Below are 17711 nucleotides of genomic sequence, written 5' to 3'. Positions count from 1 at the left end.
AAGATCCCTTGCTCACTATCTTCAATTATTATATCTCTTTAATTCATATCAAAGAATATTAGCAAATTTCATTAGAAACCTAGAGTTAAGTAGTTTTCAATAGAGCAATGAATGAGTACCATTGAGTATACGTCTATCTCGGAGCAATGATTATGGTGAATAACGAATTTAATTTTACAGGCAGTATGGTGGCATTGGTGACACCAATGGACGCAAAAGGCAACGTTGACCGGGTTAGTTTACGTAAATTAGTTGATTATCATGTTAAGGCAGGCAGTGCTGCAATTGTTTCTGTCGGTACAACTGGAGAATCTGCAACATTAGGTCATGACGAGCATGTTGATGTCGTTTTAATGACATTAGATATGGCTGATGGGCGTATTCCTGTCATTGCCGGTACGGGCGCTAATGCAACATCTGAAGCAGTCTGGTTTACACAACAGTTTGAAAATAAAGGTATTGCAGGTTGTTTAAGTGTAACGCCATATTATAATAAACCTTCACAAGAAGGGTTATATCAGCACTTTAAAGCGATTTCTGAAAGCACCGAGTTACCACAAATCCTGTATAATGTACCGGGTCGTACTGGATGCGATTTATTGCCTGTAACTGTTGCACGTTTAGCCAAGTTGGATAATATTGTGGCAATTAAAGAGGCGACAGGGAACTTAAGTCGTGTTAGTCAAATCCAAGAGTTGGTTAATGATGATAGTTTTATCTTATTAAGTGGTGATGACGCATCATCATTAGACTTTATGCAACTTGGCGGTCAGGGTGTTATTTCGGTTACTGCTAACGTTGCTGCGTCAGAGATGGTAGAATTATGTCGATTAGCAAATGCGGGTGAGTTTGCGAAAGCACGTGAACTTAACCGACGTCTGATGGACTTACATCATCAGTTATTTGTTGAACCTAATCCAATCCCAGCTAAATGGGCGTGTCAACGTATTGGATTGATTGAAGACGCCACATTGCGCTTACCTATGACTCCGTTGACATCATCAGGTCAGCAAATTGTTGAGAAAGCGCTGTTAACAGCGGGAATACTGTAAAACTTAGGGAATTTTAATGGCAACACTATTGCATAAATCAAAGATTATGAAAGTCGCGGGTCTGTCGCTGGTGGTCTTACTGGCAGCCTGTTCAAGTGATCAGCGCTATAAACGTCAGGTCAGTGGTGATGAGTCTTATTTAGAGACAGCAGGGCTAAAGAATTTAGCGATTCCGGCGGGTATGGTGTTGCCTTTGCAAAATGGGGAATATGACATTCCAACCCCTAAAAGAACTGAACCTGTTGGTTTAGCGCTTGATATTCGTCCACCAACTCAAGCATTGAATCTATTAAGTGGTTCTCGTAGTGAAAATAATGCAGATAACAGCCGTTTGCTATTACCAAACTCACCTGAAAACACAACACTATATGAACAAGTTAGCTCTATCTTAAAAGAGAAAGGTATTGCGATTGTTAAAAGTGATGCTGGACAAAAAGAGCTCCATACTGATTGGATCACATGGTTACGTGCTGATGAAAACGTACCTTTCCAAACACGCCAGCGTTTAGTAATTGCTCAGGCAGGTAATGTTATTTCGTTAACAGTGACTAATGAAGGTTTACGCCAAGGCGAAACTGAAATGACTGATCCGGCTGAAGTGAAGCGTTATAATATTTTAATGCTTAACGAATTGGTTGATGGCTTAAACCGTATGCGTAATTTAAGCGAAAATACGGCAAGCAGCAACATACAAGGTATTATCGATGTCCAAAGCGGCAGTGATAATGCTGGCCTTCCAGTGATCATCGTTCGTGCACCATTTGATGTGGTTTGGGATAGATTACCTATTGCATTAGAAAGTGTTGGTATGAAGATGGGCGATCGCACACGTTCTAAAGGTTCAATTGAAGTAACCTATAAAGGAATGAGCAGTGCAAACTGGAGTGCGTTAGGTGTTGATAGACCAACTGTTGAAGAAGCGGATTATAAATTACAAGTCGGCGATTTAAATAACCGCAGTAGTTTACAATTTATCAGTGATAAAGGTAAACCATTAACACAATCACAAAATGATCAAATGGTTGCTGCACTGAAAGCTGCTTTCAGTAAGCCTGTAAAATAAGTATTCTTCTTTAAAAATATGAGAAGCCGCACAATATATGTTGTGCGGCTTTTTTATGATCTTAACTTAATTGTATTAATTTAAATTAAACATCATTAATTGAATGCTCTTTTAATGATAGGGTTTAATTTAAATTTATTAATAATATTAATCTTAATGCAATACGCTTAATTTTATGCAATATTGCGTCAATTCTTATTCTTAAATAAAAATAACAAAGCATTCTCTGACTATATGAAGGAGTATTTATGAGTGCAGGTGATATGATTATTCACTTGATATTAAGTGGGATACTTATTGTAGGTGTTTATCAATTTTATTTTTTTACTCAACGATATACATTGAGAGAAGTGAAAATTATTAATTCACCGATTGATGAAAAGATCCCTTTCTGGCCATGGTGGTCATGGATCTATAGCTTTTTATATTATCCTGCAATTTTATATCTTAATTGGATCATTCAAGACTCAAGACAATTTATTATGATTGTTTTTAGTTATATTGTTTTGTTAGTTATGCAAATGTTTTTCTTTGTTGTGTTCCCTGTTGCAACCCCAGCACATTGGCGTACCTTAAACCCAGGAAAAACAGCGTCAGAGAAATTTCTTAAGTTTGTTCAGTATTTTGATGATTCCTCAAACTGCTTCCCAAGTATGCACGTTTCTGTTGCAACACTCACAGCGTGTCTTGCTTATGCAACTTTAGGACCATGGGTTTTCTTATTCCCATTATTTATTGCATTATCTTGCATGTTTACAAAACAACATTACTTAATTGATTTACCTGCCGGCGCTTTATTAGGTTGGTTTGCTTATGAGATCTACTGTTTTATTATTTAATTAAGCATTATGTTATTACGAGATAACATGAATTTTTTTAATATAAAAATAGATAAGAGATAAATCATTAAAACTTGTTAATGCTAATATTGATAACCAGATTAATTTTCAATAAAAAGAAATTAATCTGGTTTTTTTATTATTGATTACTCAAAATAGATGTAATCTGAAACACATCTAAGGTCTATTAAGAATATCATCTGAAAATAGAAATAATAAGGTGATATAATCTATAATTATTCTTATTCTGACTTTTTATATTTTATATATCCTAATTTTACTAAACCACTCTTTATATTGATTATGATAACTTTAGTTATTAGCGCAGTTATTCAATAGAATTAATTGAAATATGATTTCTAATTATGGTGTGGTTTTCAACAAAAAAACGTTGTGAGCAATGCGTTGTCGCTGAGATTTTTTAGTGATAGTACTCACGTTTTAAAAGCTTTTTTATCTAATCTAGAGTAGAGTATGGGAAGCAAATTTCTTGTTAAACCTATCACATCTTTGGAGTGTGTCAGATGCAGAAAAAAGCTGAGTTGTATCGTGGAAAAGCCAAAACGGTCTACGCCACTGAATCTTCTGATTTTCTTATCCTTGAATTCAGAAATGATACATCAGCGTTAGATGGCCAACGTATTGAACAGTTTGATCGTAAAGGAATGGTAAATAACAAATTTAACCATTTCATTATGAATAAACTGGAAGAAGCGGGTATCCCAACGCAGATGGAACGTTTGCTTTCTGATAATGAAGTGCTAGTAAAAAAACTCGATATGGTACCTGTTGAATGCGTTATCCGTAATCGTGCAGCGGGATCATTAGTCAAACGTTTAGGTATCGAAGAAGGTACACTTTTAAATCCACCAATCTTTGATTTATTCTTGAAAGATGATGCTCGTCATGATCCTATGGTCAATGAATCTTATTGTGAAACCTTTGGTTGGGTGTCTAAAGAAAACCTCGCAGAAATGAAACGTTTGAGTTATAAAGCAAACGATGTCCTTAGCGAACTCTTTGATAAAGCAGGACTTATTTTAGTCGATTTTAAACTTGAGTTTGGTCTATTTCATGGCAAAGTTGTATTAGGAGATGAATTCTCTCCTGATGGAAGCCGTCTATGGGATAAAAACACCTTAGATAAAATGGATAAAGACCGTTTCCGTCAAAGCTTAGGCGGATTAATTGAAGCATACGAAGAAGTTGCACGTCGAATCGGTGTTTCTTTAGACTAAATACGCAAACGATTACGTCAAGTTAAACAAGATGTAATTAGAAAAGGTCAGCTTAAAAGCTGACCTTTTGTTTTAAATATCACGTTTTAAATGAAAATGTATTAAAGAACATAATTAAGTAACTATGCAGATAGCTTGATTGAATTATGTTTAATAATAAGAAAATTTATCGTAATCCTAAGCTTTCTAATAATTGTTTAATCTCATTATTAAGCGCAAGGCTATCAATATATTGATTAATCAGAGGTGTAGGCTGGATAAGCGCATACTTGCACAAAAATATAAGGAAATAACCCACATAAATATCAGCGGCAGTCAGATTTTTACCACAAAGATAAGGTTTGGCGCTGGCTAAGCCCGTTTCTAAGCAATGAAAAGCGCGTTCAAAAGAACCAAAACCAGATGATTTTTGCTGTTCTTCATTAAGTTCAATACCAAGCTCTTTCACCGTAAATGCAGATTCAATAGGGCCTGCTGTAAAAAAGAACCAACGATAATAAGCAGCACGCTCAGGTGAATTAAGGGCAGGAGCAAATCCTTTTTCAATAAACTTATCTGCTAAATAAGCACAAATTGCCGCCGTCTCTGTAACAACGGTTTCGCCATCGACTAATGCAGGAACTTTTGCCATCGGATTAATAGCAAGATATTCAGGGGTGCGCATTGGTTCGCCATATTCTAATTCAACACGCTGATAAGACACATCTAATATTTTTAAGAAAAGTTCAACGGTGTTACCGCGAGACATTGTATTAGTATAAAGAATAAGTTCACTCATAATGTTTCCTTACTGTGTTGATTAATATGAAGTTGTTTAAACTGAAACTATAGCTAAACAAAGAACAGCGAACAGCAAGGAAGATATTACGCAAACGGTGCGTCAGTTTTTGTCAGGAGCCTCTTTGAGGATCTCTTTTTTCCATCGAGAGAGTAAATAGTTTTTAGGGTAAGGCAAATTCTCACTTAATACTTCATAAGAGATAATTCTATCGAGCCTAAAATGGCGATAGCTTTGGCGTAGTTCACACCATGCAGCAATCACTTGTGAATCTTGAAAGTAACCCACAGCAATAGGCCAAATAATTCGAGTGCTTAATTGTTTTTGAGCATCTTTATAATCTATTTTGGCTTTTTTTTCTTCGCGTAAACTAAAACGCATATCTTTAGCAATGGTATGATCAACTTCAATAATTCGGTTAGTGGGAACAAACAATGTATTTTGTTCAAGCAATGTTTGATGCTGTGTTGTTATTACAGCATTGATTTTATTAATTGCCCGTAACGCCGAGTGACTTAACTCTTTATCTGTATTACTTTCTACCCAACGTAAACCTAAAATAAGTGCTTCAAGTTCATTAATATCAAAGGTTAATGGCGGTAGGAGTAAACCTGATTTTAGCTGATAACCTATACCTGCTTCACCCGTAATTTCAGCACCTTGATTACGTAAAGACTCAATATCACGATAAATAGATCTAACACTAATTTGTAATTTATCTGCTAATACCTCTGCCGTTATCGGATAGCGATTTTCTTTTAAAATCTGCAATAAAGTGAGTAAACGTTGAGTTCGAGTCATTAAATTATCTATTTATTAGTGAAGAAAAAATACAAAGGCAAGAAATAAGAATTCTATTATGAAATCGTTAAAAAAGCAGTTTTAATTCCTTATGATGCTTATTTTTTTCGTTGTGACAACGGGTACTAGCTTACTCTGATAGTCTCTATTATCTTGCTCTTAAAAAATAGGGAATAGAGATTGCAATTATTTGTTATTATCTCAAATCAAGTGATAAATTTGTTCATAATAAATCTAAAGTCGTCTATTTAAAATGTGGGGATAAGTTATGCGTTGGAATGATCGCCGAAGAAGTGACAATGTTGAAGATAGAAGAGGGCAATCTTCTCCCGCATCAGGCGGTGGCAATCTCCCATTAGGATTAATTGCACTTTTGTTACGCACTAAATATGGGTTTGTGGTTATTATTGTTTTAGTGATAGCCAGTTTTATGGGATTTGACTTTAACTCATTAACGGGTGAAACCGACCAATCGCCACAACGCAACGAACAACAAAGTGCCCTTTATAATGAAGCCGCAGATTTTAGTAGCGTCGTTTTAGCCAGTACAGAAGATTTTTGGCAAACTATTTTTGCACAAGCAGGCAAACAATATAGCTATCCTAAACTTGTTTTATATACCAACAGCACCACAACGCAATGCGGTACAGGTACAAAAATAATGGGGCCTTTTTATTGTCCCGCAGATAGAAAGATTTATCTCGATCTCTCTTTTTATAATGAAATGAAACATAGCCTAGGTGGTGGCGGTGAATTTGCTCAAGGTTATGTGATTTCACATGAAGTAGGGCACCATGTTCAGCATTTATTAGGTATCACTAATCAAATGCGTGAAAAACAACAAATGGCGCGTTCAAAAGCAGAGGCAAATCGTTTATCTGTAAAATTAGAGTTGCAAGCAGACTGTTTTGCTGGAATGTGGGGACATTTTATTGCAGGTGAAGGTCGTATTGATGAAAGCGATTTATTAACCGCGATCAAAACGGCGCAAGCGATAGGTGATGACAAGTTACAGAAACAACAGCAAGGTTATGTAGTGCCCGATAGTTTTACACACGGCACAGCAGAACAGCGCAAGACTTGGTTTATGAGAGGCTATAACAGTGGCAGTATTAAATCTTGCGATACATTTGCTTCTTCGTCTTTGAACTAATACCATTTGTCGGTAAATAAAAGATAATTAACGCTATAAAGAGAAAGGCTTAGGAACAAACATGAGTAACGTTGATCCCTCACTATTAATTTTGCTGGTTCTCGCAGGACTTGGCATTATTAGTCATAATATGACTGTAACGTTAGCAATGCTTGCTTTGCTAGTGATTAAAATCACACCTCTAAATCAATATTTTCCTGTTGTTGAAAAATATGGCATGACTATCGGGATCTTAATTTTGACCATTGGGGTAATGACACCCATAGCAACAGGACGTATTTCAGGGCAAGAAGTTCTTAACTCATTTTTAAACTGGAAATCATTACTAGCAATTGCGATAGGTATCGCGGTTTCTTGGTTAGGCGCACGGGGCGTTTCTCTAATGAATAACCAGCCTTCAACGGTTGCTGGCTTATTAGTGGGAACAGTCATTGGTGTCGCACTTTTCCGAGGTGTGCCTGTTGGACCATTAATTGCAGCTGGTATTCTTTCATTGTTAATCGGTAAATCCTAGCTGTGCCATTGTCTCATTTACATCAATATCAGCAAAAATTAGCTCAATTAGGGCAACGCCAGTTACTGCTATTAGCGGGTGAACCAGCATGGCAAACGGCACAGATCCAGCAAATTACTCAATTATGCCAAGGTGATTGGGTCACTATTTCTTCCAATCAACCCCATGCTATTTTACCTGAACAAGCTATTCGCCTATTGGGACGTGAGTTCCTACATGCGGTTTTTGATGCTAATGAAGGATTTAATACTGATGCTTTAGCCATGTTAACGGGCACATTAAAAGCAGGTAGTGTATTGATTTTGTGCTTGCCTGATATTGAACGTTGGGATAGTTATACCGATAACGATAGTCAGCGATGGAATGATGCTCAAGGGGTGCTTTCAACACCAAATTTTATGGCATGGCTAAAAAACATCACTTTAGGTGATGACAAAGCAATTGTCTGGCAACAATCAACGCCATTTCAATTACCCAAATTGATTGAAAAGGCTAAACCTTGGGCACTTCCACAAGGTAAACCAACCGCAGAACAGCAAGTAATTTTAGATAATTTGCTATTATCGACATCGGGTATTTGGAGTGTTATTGCACCAAGAGGCAGAGGAAAGTCAGCGCTGGCGGGAATGTTTATCGATCAATATCAAGGAAATGTACTGGTATGTGCACCTGCTAAAAATAGTATAGATGTTTTATCTTCACACACCAATAAAGCTATTTCATTTTACTCTCCTGATAATTTATTAGCGCTGTGTATAAATAACGAAATCCAAAGTGATTGGCTGATTATTGATGAGGCTGCTTCTTTGCCTATTGCACAACTAGAAGTGCTGTGTGGTTATTTCCCTAATGTCTTAATGACAACTACAGTACAAGGCTATGAAGGAACAGGGCGAGGTTTTATGCTGAAATTAGGAGACAACATTCCTAATTTGCATACCTATCAATTACAAACACCAATTCGTTGGGCTAAAGATTGTCCATTAGAAAATTGGCTTAATCAGTTGTTATTGCTTGATGAGCTTGAGTCTGATTTTGAGCGTCAGAAACAAGGTGGAGTCGATATCCACCAGCTTCAAGGAAATTGGCATAACAATATTTTACAACTACATGATTTTTATCAGTTACTTACCAGTGCGCATTATCGAACAACGCCACTTGATCTACGACGTTTACTTGATGGTCAAAAGCAGCGTTATTGGTCAGCATCAATCAATAAAAAAATCGTGGGTGCTGTGTGGTGTATCGAAGAAGGAGGATTACCTTTCGAACTTGCTTATGATGTCTGGCTAGGTACTCGTAGGCCAAGAGGTAATCTGGTTGCTCAATCATTAGTAACTTATGGTTTAACACCCGATGCAATGTGTTTGAACTCATTGCGTATTAGCCGCATTGCTGTTTTACCTCAATATCGACGCCAAAAAATTGCCGCAACTTTAATTGCTAATATTGTAAAAGAGAGTCAAAAACAGACTATTGATTATCTTTCGGTGAGCTTTGGTTATACCGAAGTGTTAGCACAGTTTTGGATGCAATGTGGCTTTCAAATAGTGCGCTTAGGGGTACATAAAGAGGCAAGCAGTGGATGCTACGCTGCAATGGCAATTTATCCACTAACAGAAAAAGGCGAACAGTTATTACGCTCGTCTTTACGTGCTTTTGCTTTGCAATATCCGCAGATAGAACAGCAAACCAAGCTCTGCTTAGCGGATAATTTAATACCAAATCATATCGCTACATCACAAGACCGTTGGTTAGTGATGGCGGGTTTTGCATTTGCTCATCGTCCAGCACTGACTGTTTATGAGAGTGTTGCTAATTTTTTAGCAGGTTATGAGCAACACTACCCGTTATTAGTGGCTTTTTTTGTAGACAATAAGTCAGTCGAGCAGTGTGTGGCTGAGTTTTCTTTATCAGGAAAAAAAATCTTAACTAAGCAATTAAGAGAGCAATGTGCGCAATTAATGGCTGAAAAAGATCCTCAATTAACATCGCGTTATCAACAGTGGTTAGCTACTTATTCTCATCCTTCTTGTTTTGATTTTGTTTAGGCCAATCATCTTCATCATCCCATTTATCATTAAAATCACGATGTGGAGGCAACTTTCGCTTATTTTTAAGAAATTGCTTGGGATCGATTTTGTTCATATCTTTAATAGCGTTAATGATAATTCCTACTAAAAGAATTAAAATTACCCACCAATAGTCAGCAATCCAGTGCATAAATAAGCCTTATATTTTAAAATTGTTGTTGAGAATGAGGATCTTTTTTATTTACTCTATAAAATAACACAATAAAGCATAGGTTGGAAAAGCACAGCATGAAACGGATATTATTGATTATAGCAGGTTGGTTATGTGTTGGATTAGCTACATTAGGTGTTATTTTGCCTGTGTTACCCACTACACCTTTCTTATTGCTTGCTGCATGGTGTTTTTCTCGTTCATCGAAGCGCTTCCATTATTGGTTACTTTATCGCTCTTGGTTTGGTCCTTATTTACGATATTGGCAAACTTATCACGCTATGCCTAAAGGGGCGAAACCTAAAGCTATCTTAGTGATCTTAATTACCTTTGCGATTTCACTGTGGCTAGTGTCTATGCTTTGGGTCAGAATATTATTGCTGATAATCTTAGTGTGTTTGTTGATATTTATGTGGAGACTTCCTGTTAATGATCAACAAGAAGTCCCATGTGAAAAATAACGTTATTCAGGCAAAACAATGTAACGTGCAAATATTTCGTCAAGATTAGCTAATAGCCACTGTTTACCATAAATATTCTCTTCTTCTAACACAGATTTTAGAATATCAGGTGTATAAGCAAGAGAAGCTTCATGGGAAAGAGGCCAATAACTGATATGCCATGGCTCGTAAGCAATATCGCTCTCTTTATGAGTAAAAGGGCGATAAAAGTCATACGCTGACATATTCTCTGTTAACCATTCATTAAGCTCTGCAAAATAGCCACCATCTTCGTATTCCCAAGGTTCTAATTGTAATGATTGCCCTTCAGGTAAACGAAAAGGATCGTAAATATCAATCTCAGTGCCCCAATGGTGGCGACTTGCACCAGGCAATGCTGACCATTTTAAAATAGCGATACAGCGCTTACCATCTGATAATGCATGAATATCTATTGGCTGGCTTTGTGCATCTAAAACAGGACGAGTACCTTCAAACTTTCCATTCCATATAGCTAATTGGCGATTAAAATCACGAAAAGAGCTGGCTGGCATTAATTTAAAGCCTGCTTTTGTGGCTTGTTGTTGTAATGCTAAAAAAGCTTTAGTGGCATTAAATTGTAAGCGATGCTGACCAGATAAAGTGACTAAATGATCAGTAGAACGGCCAGTTAGCATTAAAGGCGTTATCATAAAATAAGTTGCTCCATAACCCGCTGATAAATTCGGCTAAGCTGTTGTAAATCTGCCGCATTAACACACTCATTAACTTTATGAATTGTTGCATTAACAGGGCCTAATTCGACAACTTGCGCGCCCATTTGGGCAATAAATCGACCATCAGAAGTGCCTCCACTGGTGGAAAGCTCTGGCTCTAAATTGGTGTAATGCTTAACGGAGTAACGGACAGCTTCAAGTAATTTACCTTGCCCAGTAATAAAAGGCTGACCAGATAAAGACCATTCCAACTGATAGCGAAGTTGATGCTTTTGTAATAACGCTTCTGTACGTTGGCGAATTTCTTCATCTGTAATGGCAGTACTAAAGCGGAAATTAAATTGAATAAGCAGCTCACCGGGGATCACATTATTGCTGCCTGTACCTGCATGGATATTAGCAATTTGCATTGTGGTTGCTGGGAAAAACTCGTTACCTTCATCCCAAACAGTATTAACGAGCTCTTGGATAAAAGGGGAGGCAAGATGAATAGGATTTTCTGCAAGGTGAGGGTAAGCGACATGACCTTGCACACCTTGAATAATTAAATTTGCTGTTATTGAGCCTCGACGACCATTTTTTACCATATCGCCTAAATGATGTTGGCTTGAAGGCTCACCCACAAGGCAATAGTCGAGACGTTCGCCACGTGACATTAACGATTGTACGACTTTAACCGTGCCGTCTGTGGCTTTGGCTTCTTCATCCGATGTAATTAAAAAGGCTAGTCGTCCACGGTGATCAGGATAAGAGCGAACAAAACGTTCAGCAGCGACAATCATGGCGGCAAGCGAGCCTTTCATATCCGCCGCACCGCGTCCATATAACATACCATCACGAATAGATGGTTCAAAAGGCGGGTTATCCCACAAATCAAGATCACCTGTTGGTACAACATCAGTATGACCAGCAAAAGCTAGTGTTTCGCCTTCACCACCACGACAAGCCCAGAGATTTTCAGTTTCACCAAAAGGCATTCTTTCAATCGTAAAACCAAGAGGGGCAAGCCTATCGATAATCAGTTGCTGACAACCTTGATCATCAGGGCTGATTGAGGGACGCGAAATCAGTTGTTGTGCAAGCTCAATAACAGGACAGGACATAAAAATTAGGCTCCTGTAAAGGACGAATAATCATTGACATCAAAACCAACAACAAAGCGGTTGTCTGATGACACAAGAATAGGGCGTTTAATGATCGCGGGTTTATCTAACATAAGTGAGATTGCAGAGGTAACATCAGTGATTGCGTTTTTTTCTTCATCAGATAATTGACGCCAAGTTGTTCCTCTTTTATTCACAAGTGTCTGCCAATCTAAATTTTCTGTAAAGGTGCGTAATAATGCTTCCGTCAAACCCTCTTTGCGGTAATCATGAAACGTGTAGGGAACATGATTATCATCTAGCCATTTACGTGCTTTTTTGATTGTATCGCAATTTTTTATGCCGTACATGGTATATGTCAGGTTTGTCGTGGACATGATATTTTCCTTATATGACAATACGTAATATTAGTATTGATGAGAATGAGTGTTATACAATTCCAAAATAACAGCTTTTGTTGTAGTGAAAAATCCTATTTACATTATAAAATATATCGGATATTAAACTGTCACGTTAGTGTAACGAATTGTGTAGCGTAGAGTAATACAAATACGAATAAAGATTTCCGTTGGTAAAAGAGAATATGAAAAGTATTTCACTGAGTCTTATATTGCTTTTACTTTCTTCTTTTAGCTGGGCAGATGAAGAAAATGACAGTCAAAAAGTTGATGAGTATAAAATAGCCTTAGAGGCTTTTTTTAACAGTGATTATTTATTGTGTTTGGGCGAAGGGAAATGGCCTGTGTACAGCAATGAAGATGATGCACCTTGGGTGCTAGAAAGAATGCATGCATTAGTTGAGGCAGGATTGATTGAACAAACCGCAAATGGAGAAGAATGGGTGTTCAATCTCAGTGAAAAAGGGCGTAGAGCATGGCAACCTTATCAAGACTTCTGTTATGGTCACCTGTTCATTAGCCAAATTAAAGAGATCCAACCGATAGGATCAGGCAAAAGTAAAATTTATTTTTATTATGGTGTAAAAGGTATTCCTTCATGGGCAACCAATGAAGAAATACAATCCGCTTTTAGCGAACTTGATATTGTGATTAATGGAATAAATCGAGAGCTGTATCAGTTAAATATCGAAAAATTACCAGATAACCATTTTAAAGTATTAAGTTATCCAGTTCCTATTGAGTAGAGATGATTTAATATAGCACTAAGCAGAATATTCAATAATAGCTCTGATTACCCCGACCCTGTGTCGGGGTAAAGCGTTTAGTACTGATGCTTAATAAGAATAAGACTGGCAGCTAAACGAGAAGTGACTTGCAGTTTCTTTAAAATATTACGAATGTGGACTTTCACTGTTTCTTCAGAAATAAATAAATTCTCAGCAATTTGTTTATTTTTCATTCCAGCAGACACTTCATGAAGAACATCCAACTCTCTTTTAGTCAATGCTGAAAGTGGATCAGAATAGTTTTGCCTAAGCTGAATATATTGCCACACTCGCTCACTATAAACAGGATGCCCAACAGCTGCTTTGCGTAGGCTAAGTAATAGCATGTCTAACTCACACTCTTTTAAAAGATAACCGTTTGCGCCAGCATCCAACGCAGCGTAAACATCATTACGTGAATCAGAAACGGATAAAACAAGAACATAAGATGTTAAACCAGAGCGGCGAAGTGTTCGAATAATATCGATACCTGAACGCCCTTGTAGATTTAAATCCATCATAATTAAGTCTGGATTTAACTGTTTTGCAGCGGTTACAGCCTCTTGAGCATTGCCACTTTCGCTTACTACGACAAAGTCCTTGTCTTTTTCTAACAATAGCCGTAATCCATATCTCATGATAGGGTGATCATCCACTATCATAATTGAGTAGCTAGGCATAACCCCTCTCCCTAAAAAAAAATAATAATGTGCGTAATCTTTCCAATAGCAGAAAATAAAAAAGTAAATTCCAAATGAGGAATAAAAATTAGAATCAGACATCTTATTAAAATAATAAGAAAATAAAATTGACGGTTCGCAATATTACACCAATTATTGTTACGGGTAAAAAAGAAAATAACCAAAACGACTAACAAAAAATCTAATTCTATAAAATCTTTATAGTTACAATGAGTTGTGCAGAGATAAGGCTATTTAAAAAATAATCAAAAAGTGAAAATAGTTATTGTTTTTTTAAACAATATAAAAAAATTAATTATTTTAAATGTTAATTTAATATCTGGTAAATAATAAACAAATATTGTCTTTTTTCTGTTCGAGTTTATTACACCGGTGAAATTAAATAGTGTTAATAATATACCTATAACTAGGTATTAATTGTTTATAATAAATCTTGTTTACTAATTTGAAAAAAGTGTCGGAGCCGTCATGATTTAACGCTCCATTACCATTATACTAACGAAGCCCTTACCCTATTGATACAAAGGATATGAAGATGGAAGACAAATTAAAACAAAGCGCTCTAGATTTTCATGAATTTCCCGTACCTGGCAAAATCACAGTAACACCAACAAAACCACTCATAACCCAACGTGATTTAGCATTAGCTTATTCACCAGGCGTCGCCGCTCCTTGTTTAGAAATTGCAGCAGATCCTCTTGCTGCTTATCGCTACACAGCCAAAGGTAACCTTGTCGCGGTGATTTCAAATGGTACTGCGGTACTTGGACTTGGAAATATCGGTGCCTTAGCAGGTAAGCCTGTGATGGAAGGTAAAGGCGTTTTGTTTAAGAAGTTTTCTGGCGTTGATGTTTTTGACATTGAAGTTAATGAGACAGATCCTGACAAACTCGTTGATATTATCGCATCATTAGAGCCAACATTTGGTGGTATTAACCTCGAAGATATTAAAGCACCAGAGTGTTTCTATATTGAGAAAAAACTGCGTGAGAAAATGAACATTCCTGTATTCCATGATGATCAGCATGGTACAGCGATTATCTCTACAGCCGCAATTCTCAATGGCTTGCGTATTATTAAAAAAGAAATTAGTAAAGTAAAATTAGTGGTATCAGGAGCAGGTGCCGCGTCTATTGCTTGTATGAACTTATTAGTTGCTTTAGGGCTAACACGCGAAAACATCACTGTATGTGACTCTAAAGGGGTTATCTACCGTGGACGTGAAGCTAATATGGCAGAAACCAAAGCTGCTTATGCAATCGAAGATAACGGTACTCGTACATTAGATGACGTTATTAATAATGCTGATATTTTCTTAGGTTGCTCAGGGCCTGGCGTATTAACGCAAGAAATGGTCAAGAAAATGGCTCGCGATCCACTTATTCTCGCGCTTGCAAACCCAGAACCTGAAATTTTACCGCCGTTAGTAAAAGCTGTACGTTCAGATGCGATTATCTGTACAGGGCGTTCTGACTACCCAAATCAGGTTAATAACGTATTGTGTTTCCCATTCATCTTCCGTGGCGCATTAGACGTTGGTGCGACAGCAATTAATGAAGAGATGAAACTCGCTTGTGTTCATGCTATTGCAGAATTAGCACTCGCGGAACAAAACGAAGAAGTTGCTTCTGCCTATGGTGATCAGGAACTCTCTTTTGGTCCTGAATACATTATTCCGAAACCGTTTGATCCACGTTTGATTGTGAAAATTGCGCCAGCAGTTGCAAAAGCGGCGATGGATTCAGGTGTTGCAACTCGTCCAATTGAAGATTTTTCTGCTTATATTGAACACCTTAATGAGTTTGTTTATAAAACGAACTTATTTATGAAACCTATTTTCTCGCAAGCGAAAAAAGAGAAAAAACGCATTGTGTTAGCAGAAGGGGAAGAAAACCGCGTACTGCATGCAACACAAGAATTAGTAACATTAGGATTAGCCACTCCAATTTTAATTGGTCGTCCTAGTGTGATTGAAATGCGTATTCAGAAATTGGGTTTACACATTAAAGCTGGTAAAGACTTTGAGGTGGTGAATAATGAAAACGACCCACGTTTCAAAGAGTATTGGCAAGAATATCACCAAATCATGAAACGTCGCGGTGTATCACAAGAGCAAGCTCGCCGTGCAATGATTGGCAATCCAACACTTATTGGTGCCATTATGGTTCGCCGAGGTGAAGCAGATGGCCTGATTTGTGGTACTGTGGGTAGCTATTCTGAACATTTTGAAATCTACAAAAATGTGTTTGGCTTACGTGAAGGAATGGAAACCGCAGGAGCAATGAATGCTCTGCTATTGCCAAGTGGTAACACCTTTATTACAGACACTTACGTTAATGAAGATCCGACCGCAGAACAACTAGCCGATATTACGATTATGGCTGCTGATACTATTCGTCGCTTTGGTATCGAGCCAAAAGCAGCGCTGGTTTCTCGTTCAAGTTTCGGCTCATTTGATAGCCCATCTTCAATCAAACTCAGAAAAGCGTTAGAGATAATCAAGCAACGTGCACCTGAATTAGAGATTGATGGTGAAATGCATGCAGATGCAGCATTAGTAGAATCTATTCGCCGTGATGTGATGCCAGATAGTCCATTAAAAGGCGCTGCAAACCTATTAGTTATGCCAACAATGGAAGCTGCACGTATTAGCTATAACTTGCTGCGTGTGACAAGCTCTGATGGTGTGACAGTAGGACCAGTATTAATGGGTGTTGCTAAACCTGCCCACATCTTGACGCCAATTGCATCAGTACGTCGTATCGTGAATATGGTGGCATTAGCTGTTGTGGAAGCTCAGGCACAATCTCAAAATTAATTGTTACTAATTAAATAATTCCATTCATAAAGCGCCTTTTATTGAAGTGACCCCCGATAGTTGGACAACCGATTATCGGGGGTTTTTTATGCTCATCAAATCAGTACAAATAATATTAAATACAAATTAATATAAGAATGATATTGATAATTATTAGCAACAATATTAACCTATGCGTCTAACTAAAGTAAGTATATATAACTAATAGGATGATTATGTTTTTCTCAATATCAAAAAGGATCTTACTACTAGTTTCATTAATAAGTCTTTCAGCATGTCATTCAATAGAAAAACAACCTGTATCAACCGTAGATCTGGCAATTATTCAGTCAGCAAACATCATTGATACTCAGACTGGGCAATCCATCACAGCAGACACACTGTTAACACGATTAGCAAGTCAATCACATGTGATTATTGGTGAAAAACATGACAATGCTTATCATCATGATATTGAATATTGGTTAATGACAGAGCTACCTAAAAAACGCCCTCAAGGAGCGGTTTTACTTGAGATGCTAACGCCAAGCCAGCAATCATTAGTGGATAACACAAAGAAACGTTATTCAGGCTCTGAATATCTACGAGATGAGCGACTAATGGCTGCATTAAAATGGAATTCAGGTTGGCCTTGGAAATGGTATGGCAATATAGTTAAAGCAGGGCTAAGCGCTGATTATCCTTTATTAGCGGCAAATATTGATCGCAGTGAAATATCTAGTGCGTATAAAAATCCTCCTATTATTGATGGTGTGCATTCAACTGATACATCTGTTCGCCAACTTATTCAAAAAACAATTGAGCTTTCTCATGGCGGTGAGCTTGATAAAACACAAGCAGAAAAAATGACGGTTATTCAGCAATTGCGTGATCGTGCAATGGCTAAAAGTTTATTAGATGCTCCGACACCCGCACTGTTAATTGCTGGCTCTTTTCATGCCACAAAAGTAATGGGTGTACCTTTACACGTTGCTGATCTAGCGCCGAATGAAAAAGTAACTGTGGTGATAATGACGGAAGAGGGAAGTGATGTGACTTCCGTTCATGCCGATTATCTTTGGATAACACCTGTCGCCTTACCTTAAT

Annotated in this window: 18 protein-coding genes; 11 read left to right on the top strand and 7 right to left on the bottom strand. The window is 37.4% G+C overall.

The window, feature by feature from the left end; genetic code table 11:
- Positions 1-152: 152 nt before the first annotated feature.
- From dapA to purC, 4 genes are all read left to right on the top strand, one after another.
- On the top strand, positions 153-1052 hold the full coding sequence (dapA, locus tag ACNARN_RS03245; protein ID WP_198619854.1) for a 4-hydroxy-tetrahydrodipicolinate synthase: 900 nt from the start codon (positions 153-155) through the stop codon (positions 1050-1052).
- A 16-nt stretch (positions 1053-1068) separates the two neighbouring features.
- Positions 1069-2115, top strand: coding sequence for an outer membrane protein assembly factor BamC (gene bamC, locus ACNARN_RS03240; RefSeq protein ID WP_416304146.1), 1047 nt, complete (start codon positions 1069-1071; stop codon positions 2113-2115).
- Positions 2116-2363: 248 nt separating this feature from the next.
- Positions 2364-2954, top strand: coding sequence for a phosphatase PAP2 family protein (locus ACNARN_RS03235; RefSeq protein ID WP_023581905.1), 591 nt, complete (start codon positions 2364-2366; stop codon positions 2952-2954).
- A 524-nt stretch (positions 2955-3478) separates the two neighbouring features.
- The gene (purC, locus tag ACNARN_RS03230) at positions 3479-4192 is read left to right on the top strand and encodes a phosphoribosylaminoimidazolesuccinocarboxamide synthase (RefSeq protein WP_088495303.1); all 714 of its coding nucleotides are present in this window, start codon (positions 3479-3481) and stop codon (positions 4190-4192) included.
- Positions 4193-4358: 166 nt separating this feature from the next.
- Here purC and ACNARN_RS03225 read toward each other — a convergent pair whose 3' ends face one another.
- Together ACNARN_RS03225 and ACNARN_RS03220 are read right to left on the bottom strand one after the other, a co-directional pair.
- Complete coding sequence (locus tag ACNARN_RS03225) at positions 4359-4970, bottom strand: glutathione S-transferase family protein (RefSeq protein WP_198619856.1); 612 nt, start codon at positions 4968-4970, stop codon at positions 4359-4361.
- 102 nt (positions 4971-5072) lie between these two features.
- The gene (locus ACNARN_RS03220) at positions 5073-5771 is read right to left on the bottom strand and encodes a helix-turn-helix transcriptional regulator (protein WP_198619857.1); all 699 of its coding nucleotides are present in this window, start codon (positions 5769-5771) and stop codon (positions 5073-5075) included.
- 268 nt (positions 5772-6039) lie between these two features.
- On the opposite strand from ACNARN_RS03220, the gene ACNARN_RS03215 reads away from it, so the two are divergent.
- The 3 genes from ACNARN_RS03215 (at position 6040) to ACNARN_RS03205 (ending at position 9489) form a co-directional block, all read left to right on the top strand.
- Positions 6040-6924 (top strand): neutral zinc metallopeptidase, encoded by an 885-nt coding sequence (locus ACNARN_RS03215; protein ID WP_198619858.1) that lies wholly within the window; start codon positions 6040-6042, stop codon positions 6922-6924.
- A 61-nt stretch (positions 6925-6985) separates the two neighbouring features.
- On the top strand, positions 6986-7438 hold the full coding sequence (locus ACNARN_RS03210) for a DUF441 domain-containing protein (RefSeq protein WP_006533030.1): 453 nt from the start codon (positions 6986-6988) through the stop codon (positions 7436-7438).
- Between the two features lie 2 nt (positions 7439-7440).
- Positions 7441-9489: a tRNA(Met) cytidine acetyltransferase TmcA gene (locus ACNARN_RS03205; RefSeq protein WP_416304145.1), complete on the top strand. Its 2049-nt coding sequence runs from the start codon at positions 7441-7443 to the stop codon at positions 9487-9489.
- On the opposite strand, the gene ACNARN_RS03200 is transcribed toward ACNARN_RS03205, so the two are convergent.
- A complete protein-coding gene (locus tag ACNARN_RS03200; RefSeq protein WP_109373648.1) occupies positions 9452-9661 on the bottom strand; it encodes a YpfN family protein in 210 nt (69 codons plus the stop codon). The genes ACNARN_RS03205 and ACNARN_RS03200 overlap by 38 nt on opposite strands.
- 98 nt (positions 9662-9759) lie before the next feature.
- On the opposite strand from ACNARN_RS03200, the gene ACNARN_RS03195 reads away from it, so the two are divergent.
- Positions 9760-10143 carry a DUF454 family protein gene (locus ACNARN_RS03195; RefSeq protein ID WP_109373647.1) on the top strand — a complete coding sequence of 128 codons (384 nt, stop codon included), beginning with the start codon at positions 9760-9762 and terminating at the stop codon, positions 10141-10143.
- A 2-nt stretch (positions 10144-10145) separates the two neighbouring features.
- Here ACNARN_RS03195 and ACNARN_RS03190 read toward each other — a convergent pair whose 3' ends face one another.
- From ACNARN_RS03190 to ACNARN_RS03180, 3 genes are read right to left on the bottom strand one after another with little or no spacing between them, the layout of a single operon-like run.
- Positions 10146-10814, bottom strand: coding sequence for a M15 family metallopeptidase (locus tag ACNARN_RS03190; RefSeq protein WP_416304144.1), 669 nt, complete (start codon positions 10812-10814; stop codon positions 10146-10148).
- Positions 10811-11941: a succinyl-diaminopimelate desuccinylase gene (gene dapE / locus ACNARN_RS03185; protein ID WP_416304143.1), complete on the bottom strand. Its 1131-nt coding sequence runs from the start codon at positions 11939-11941 to the stop codon at positions 10811-10813. Before dapE ends, ACNARN_RS03190 begins: the two co-directional genes overlap by 4 nt.
- 5 nt (positions 11942-11946) lie before the next feature.
- Positions 11947-12318, bottom strand: a complete 372-nt coding sequence (locus tag ACNARN_RS03180; protein ID WP_109373644.1) for an ArsC family reductase — start codon at positions 12316-12318, stop codon at positions 11947-11949.
- A 206-nt stretch (positions 12319-12524) separates the two neighbouring features.
- On the opposite strand from ACNARN_RS03180, the gene ACNARN_RS03175 reads away from it, so the two are divergent.
- Complete coding sequence (locus ACNARN_RS03175; RefSeq protein ID WP_100160343.1) at positions 12525-13085, top strand: hypothetical protein; 561 nt, start codon at positions 12525-12527, stop codon at positions 13083-13085.
- Between the two features lie 77 nt (positions 13086-13162).
- Here the strand turns inward: ACNARN_RS03175 and ACNARN_RS03170 are convergent, their stop codons facing one another.
- The gene (locus ACNARN_RS03170; RefSeq protein ID WP_069368881.1) at positions 13163-13786 is read right to left on the bottom strand and encodes a response regulator; all 624 of its coding nucleotides are present in this window, start codon (positions 13784-13786) and stop codon (positions 13163-13165) included.
- A 556-nt stretch (positions 13787-14342) separates the two neighbouring features.
- Between ACNARN_RS03170 and maeB the strand changes: the two genes are divergently transcribed.
- Both maeB and ACNARN_RS03160 read left to right on the top strand, forming a co-directional pair.
- Positions 14343-16625, top strand: coding sequence for an NADP-dependent oxaloacetate-decarboxylating malate dehydrogenase (gene maeB / locus ACNARN_RS03165; RefSeq protein WP_196532491.1), 2283 nt, complete (start codon positions 14343-14345; stop codon positions 16623-16625).
- Positions 16626-16840: 215 nt separating this feature from the next.
- Positions 16841-17710, top strand: coding sequence for a ChaN family lipoprotein (locus ACNARN_RS03160; RefSeq protein WP_196532492.1), 870 nt, complete (start codon positions 16841-16843; stop codon positions 17708-17710).
- Position 17711: the final 1 nt, after the last annotated feature.

The organism is Proteus sp. TSJ240517 (assembly GCF_047921575.1).
Taxonomy (GTDB): Bacteria; Pseudomonadota; Gammaproteobacteria; order Enterobacterales; family Enterobacteriaceae; genus Proteus.
The sequence above is the reverse complement of the archived record's forward strand: the minus strand, read 5'-3'. Positions and strand labels throughout refer to the sequence as shown.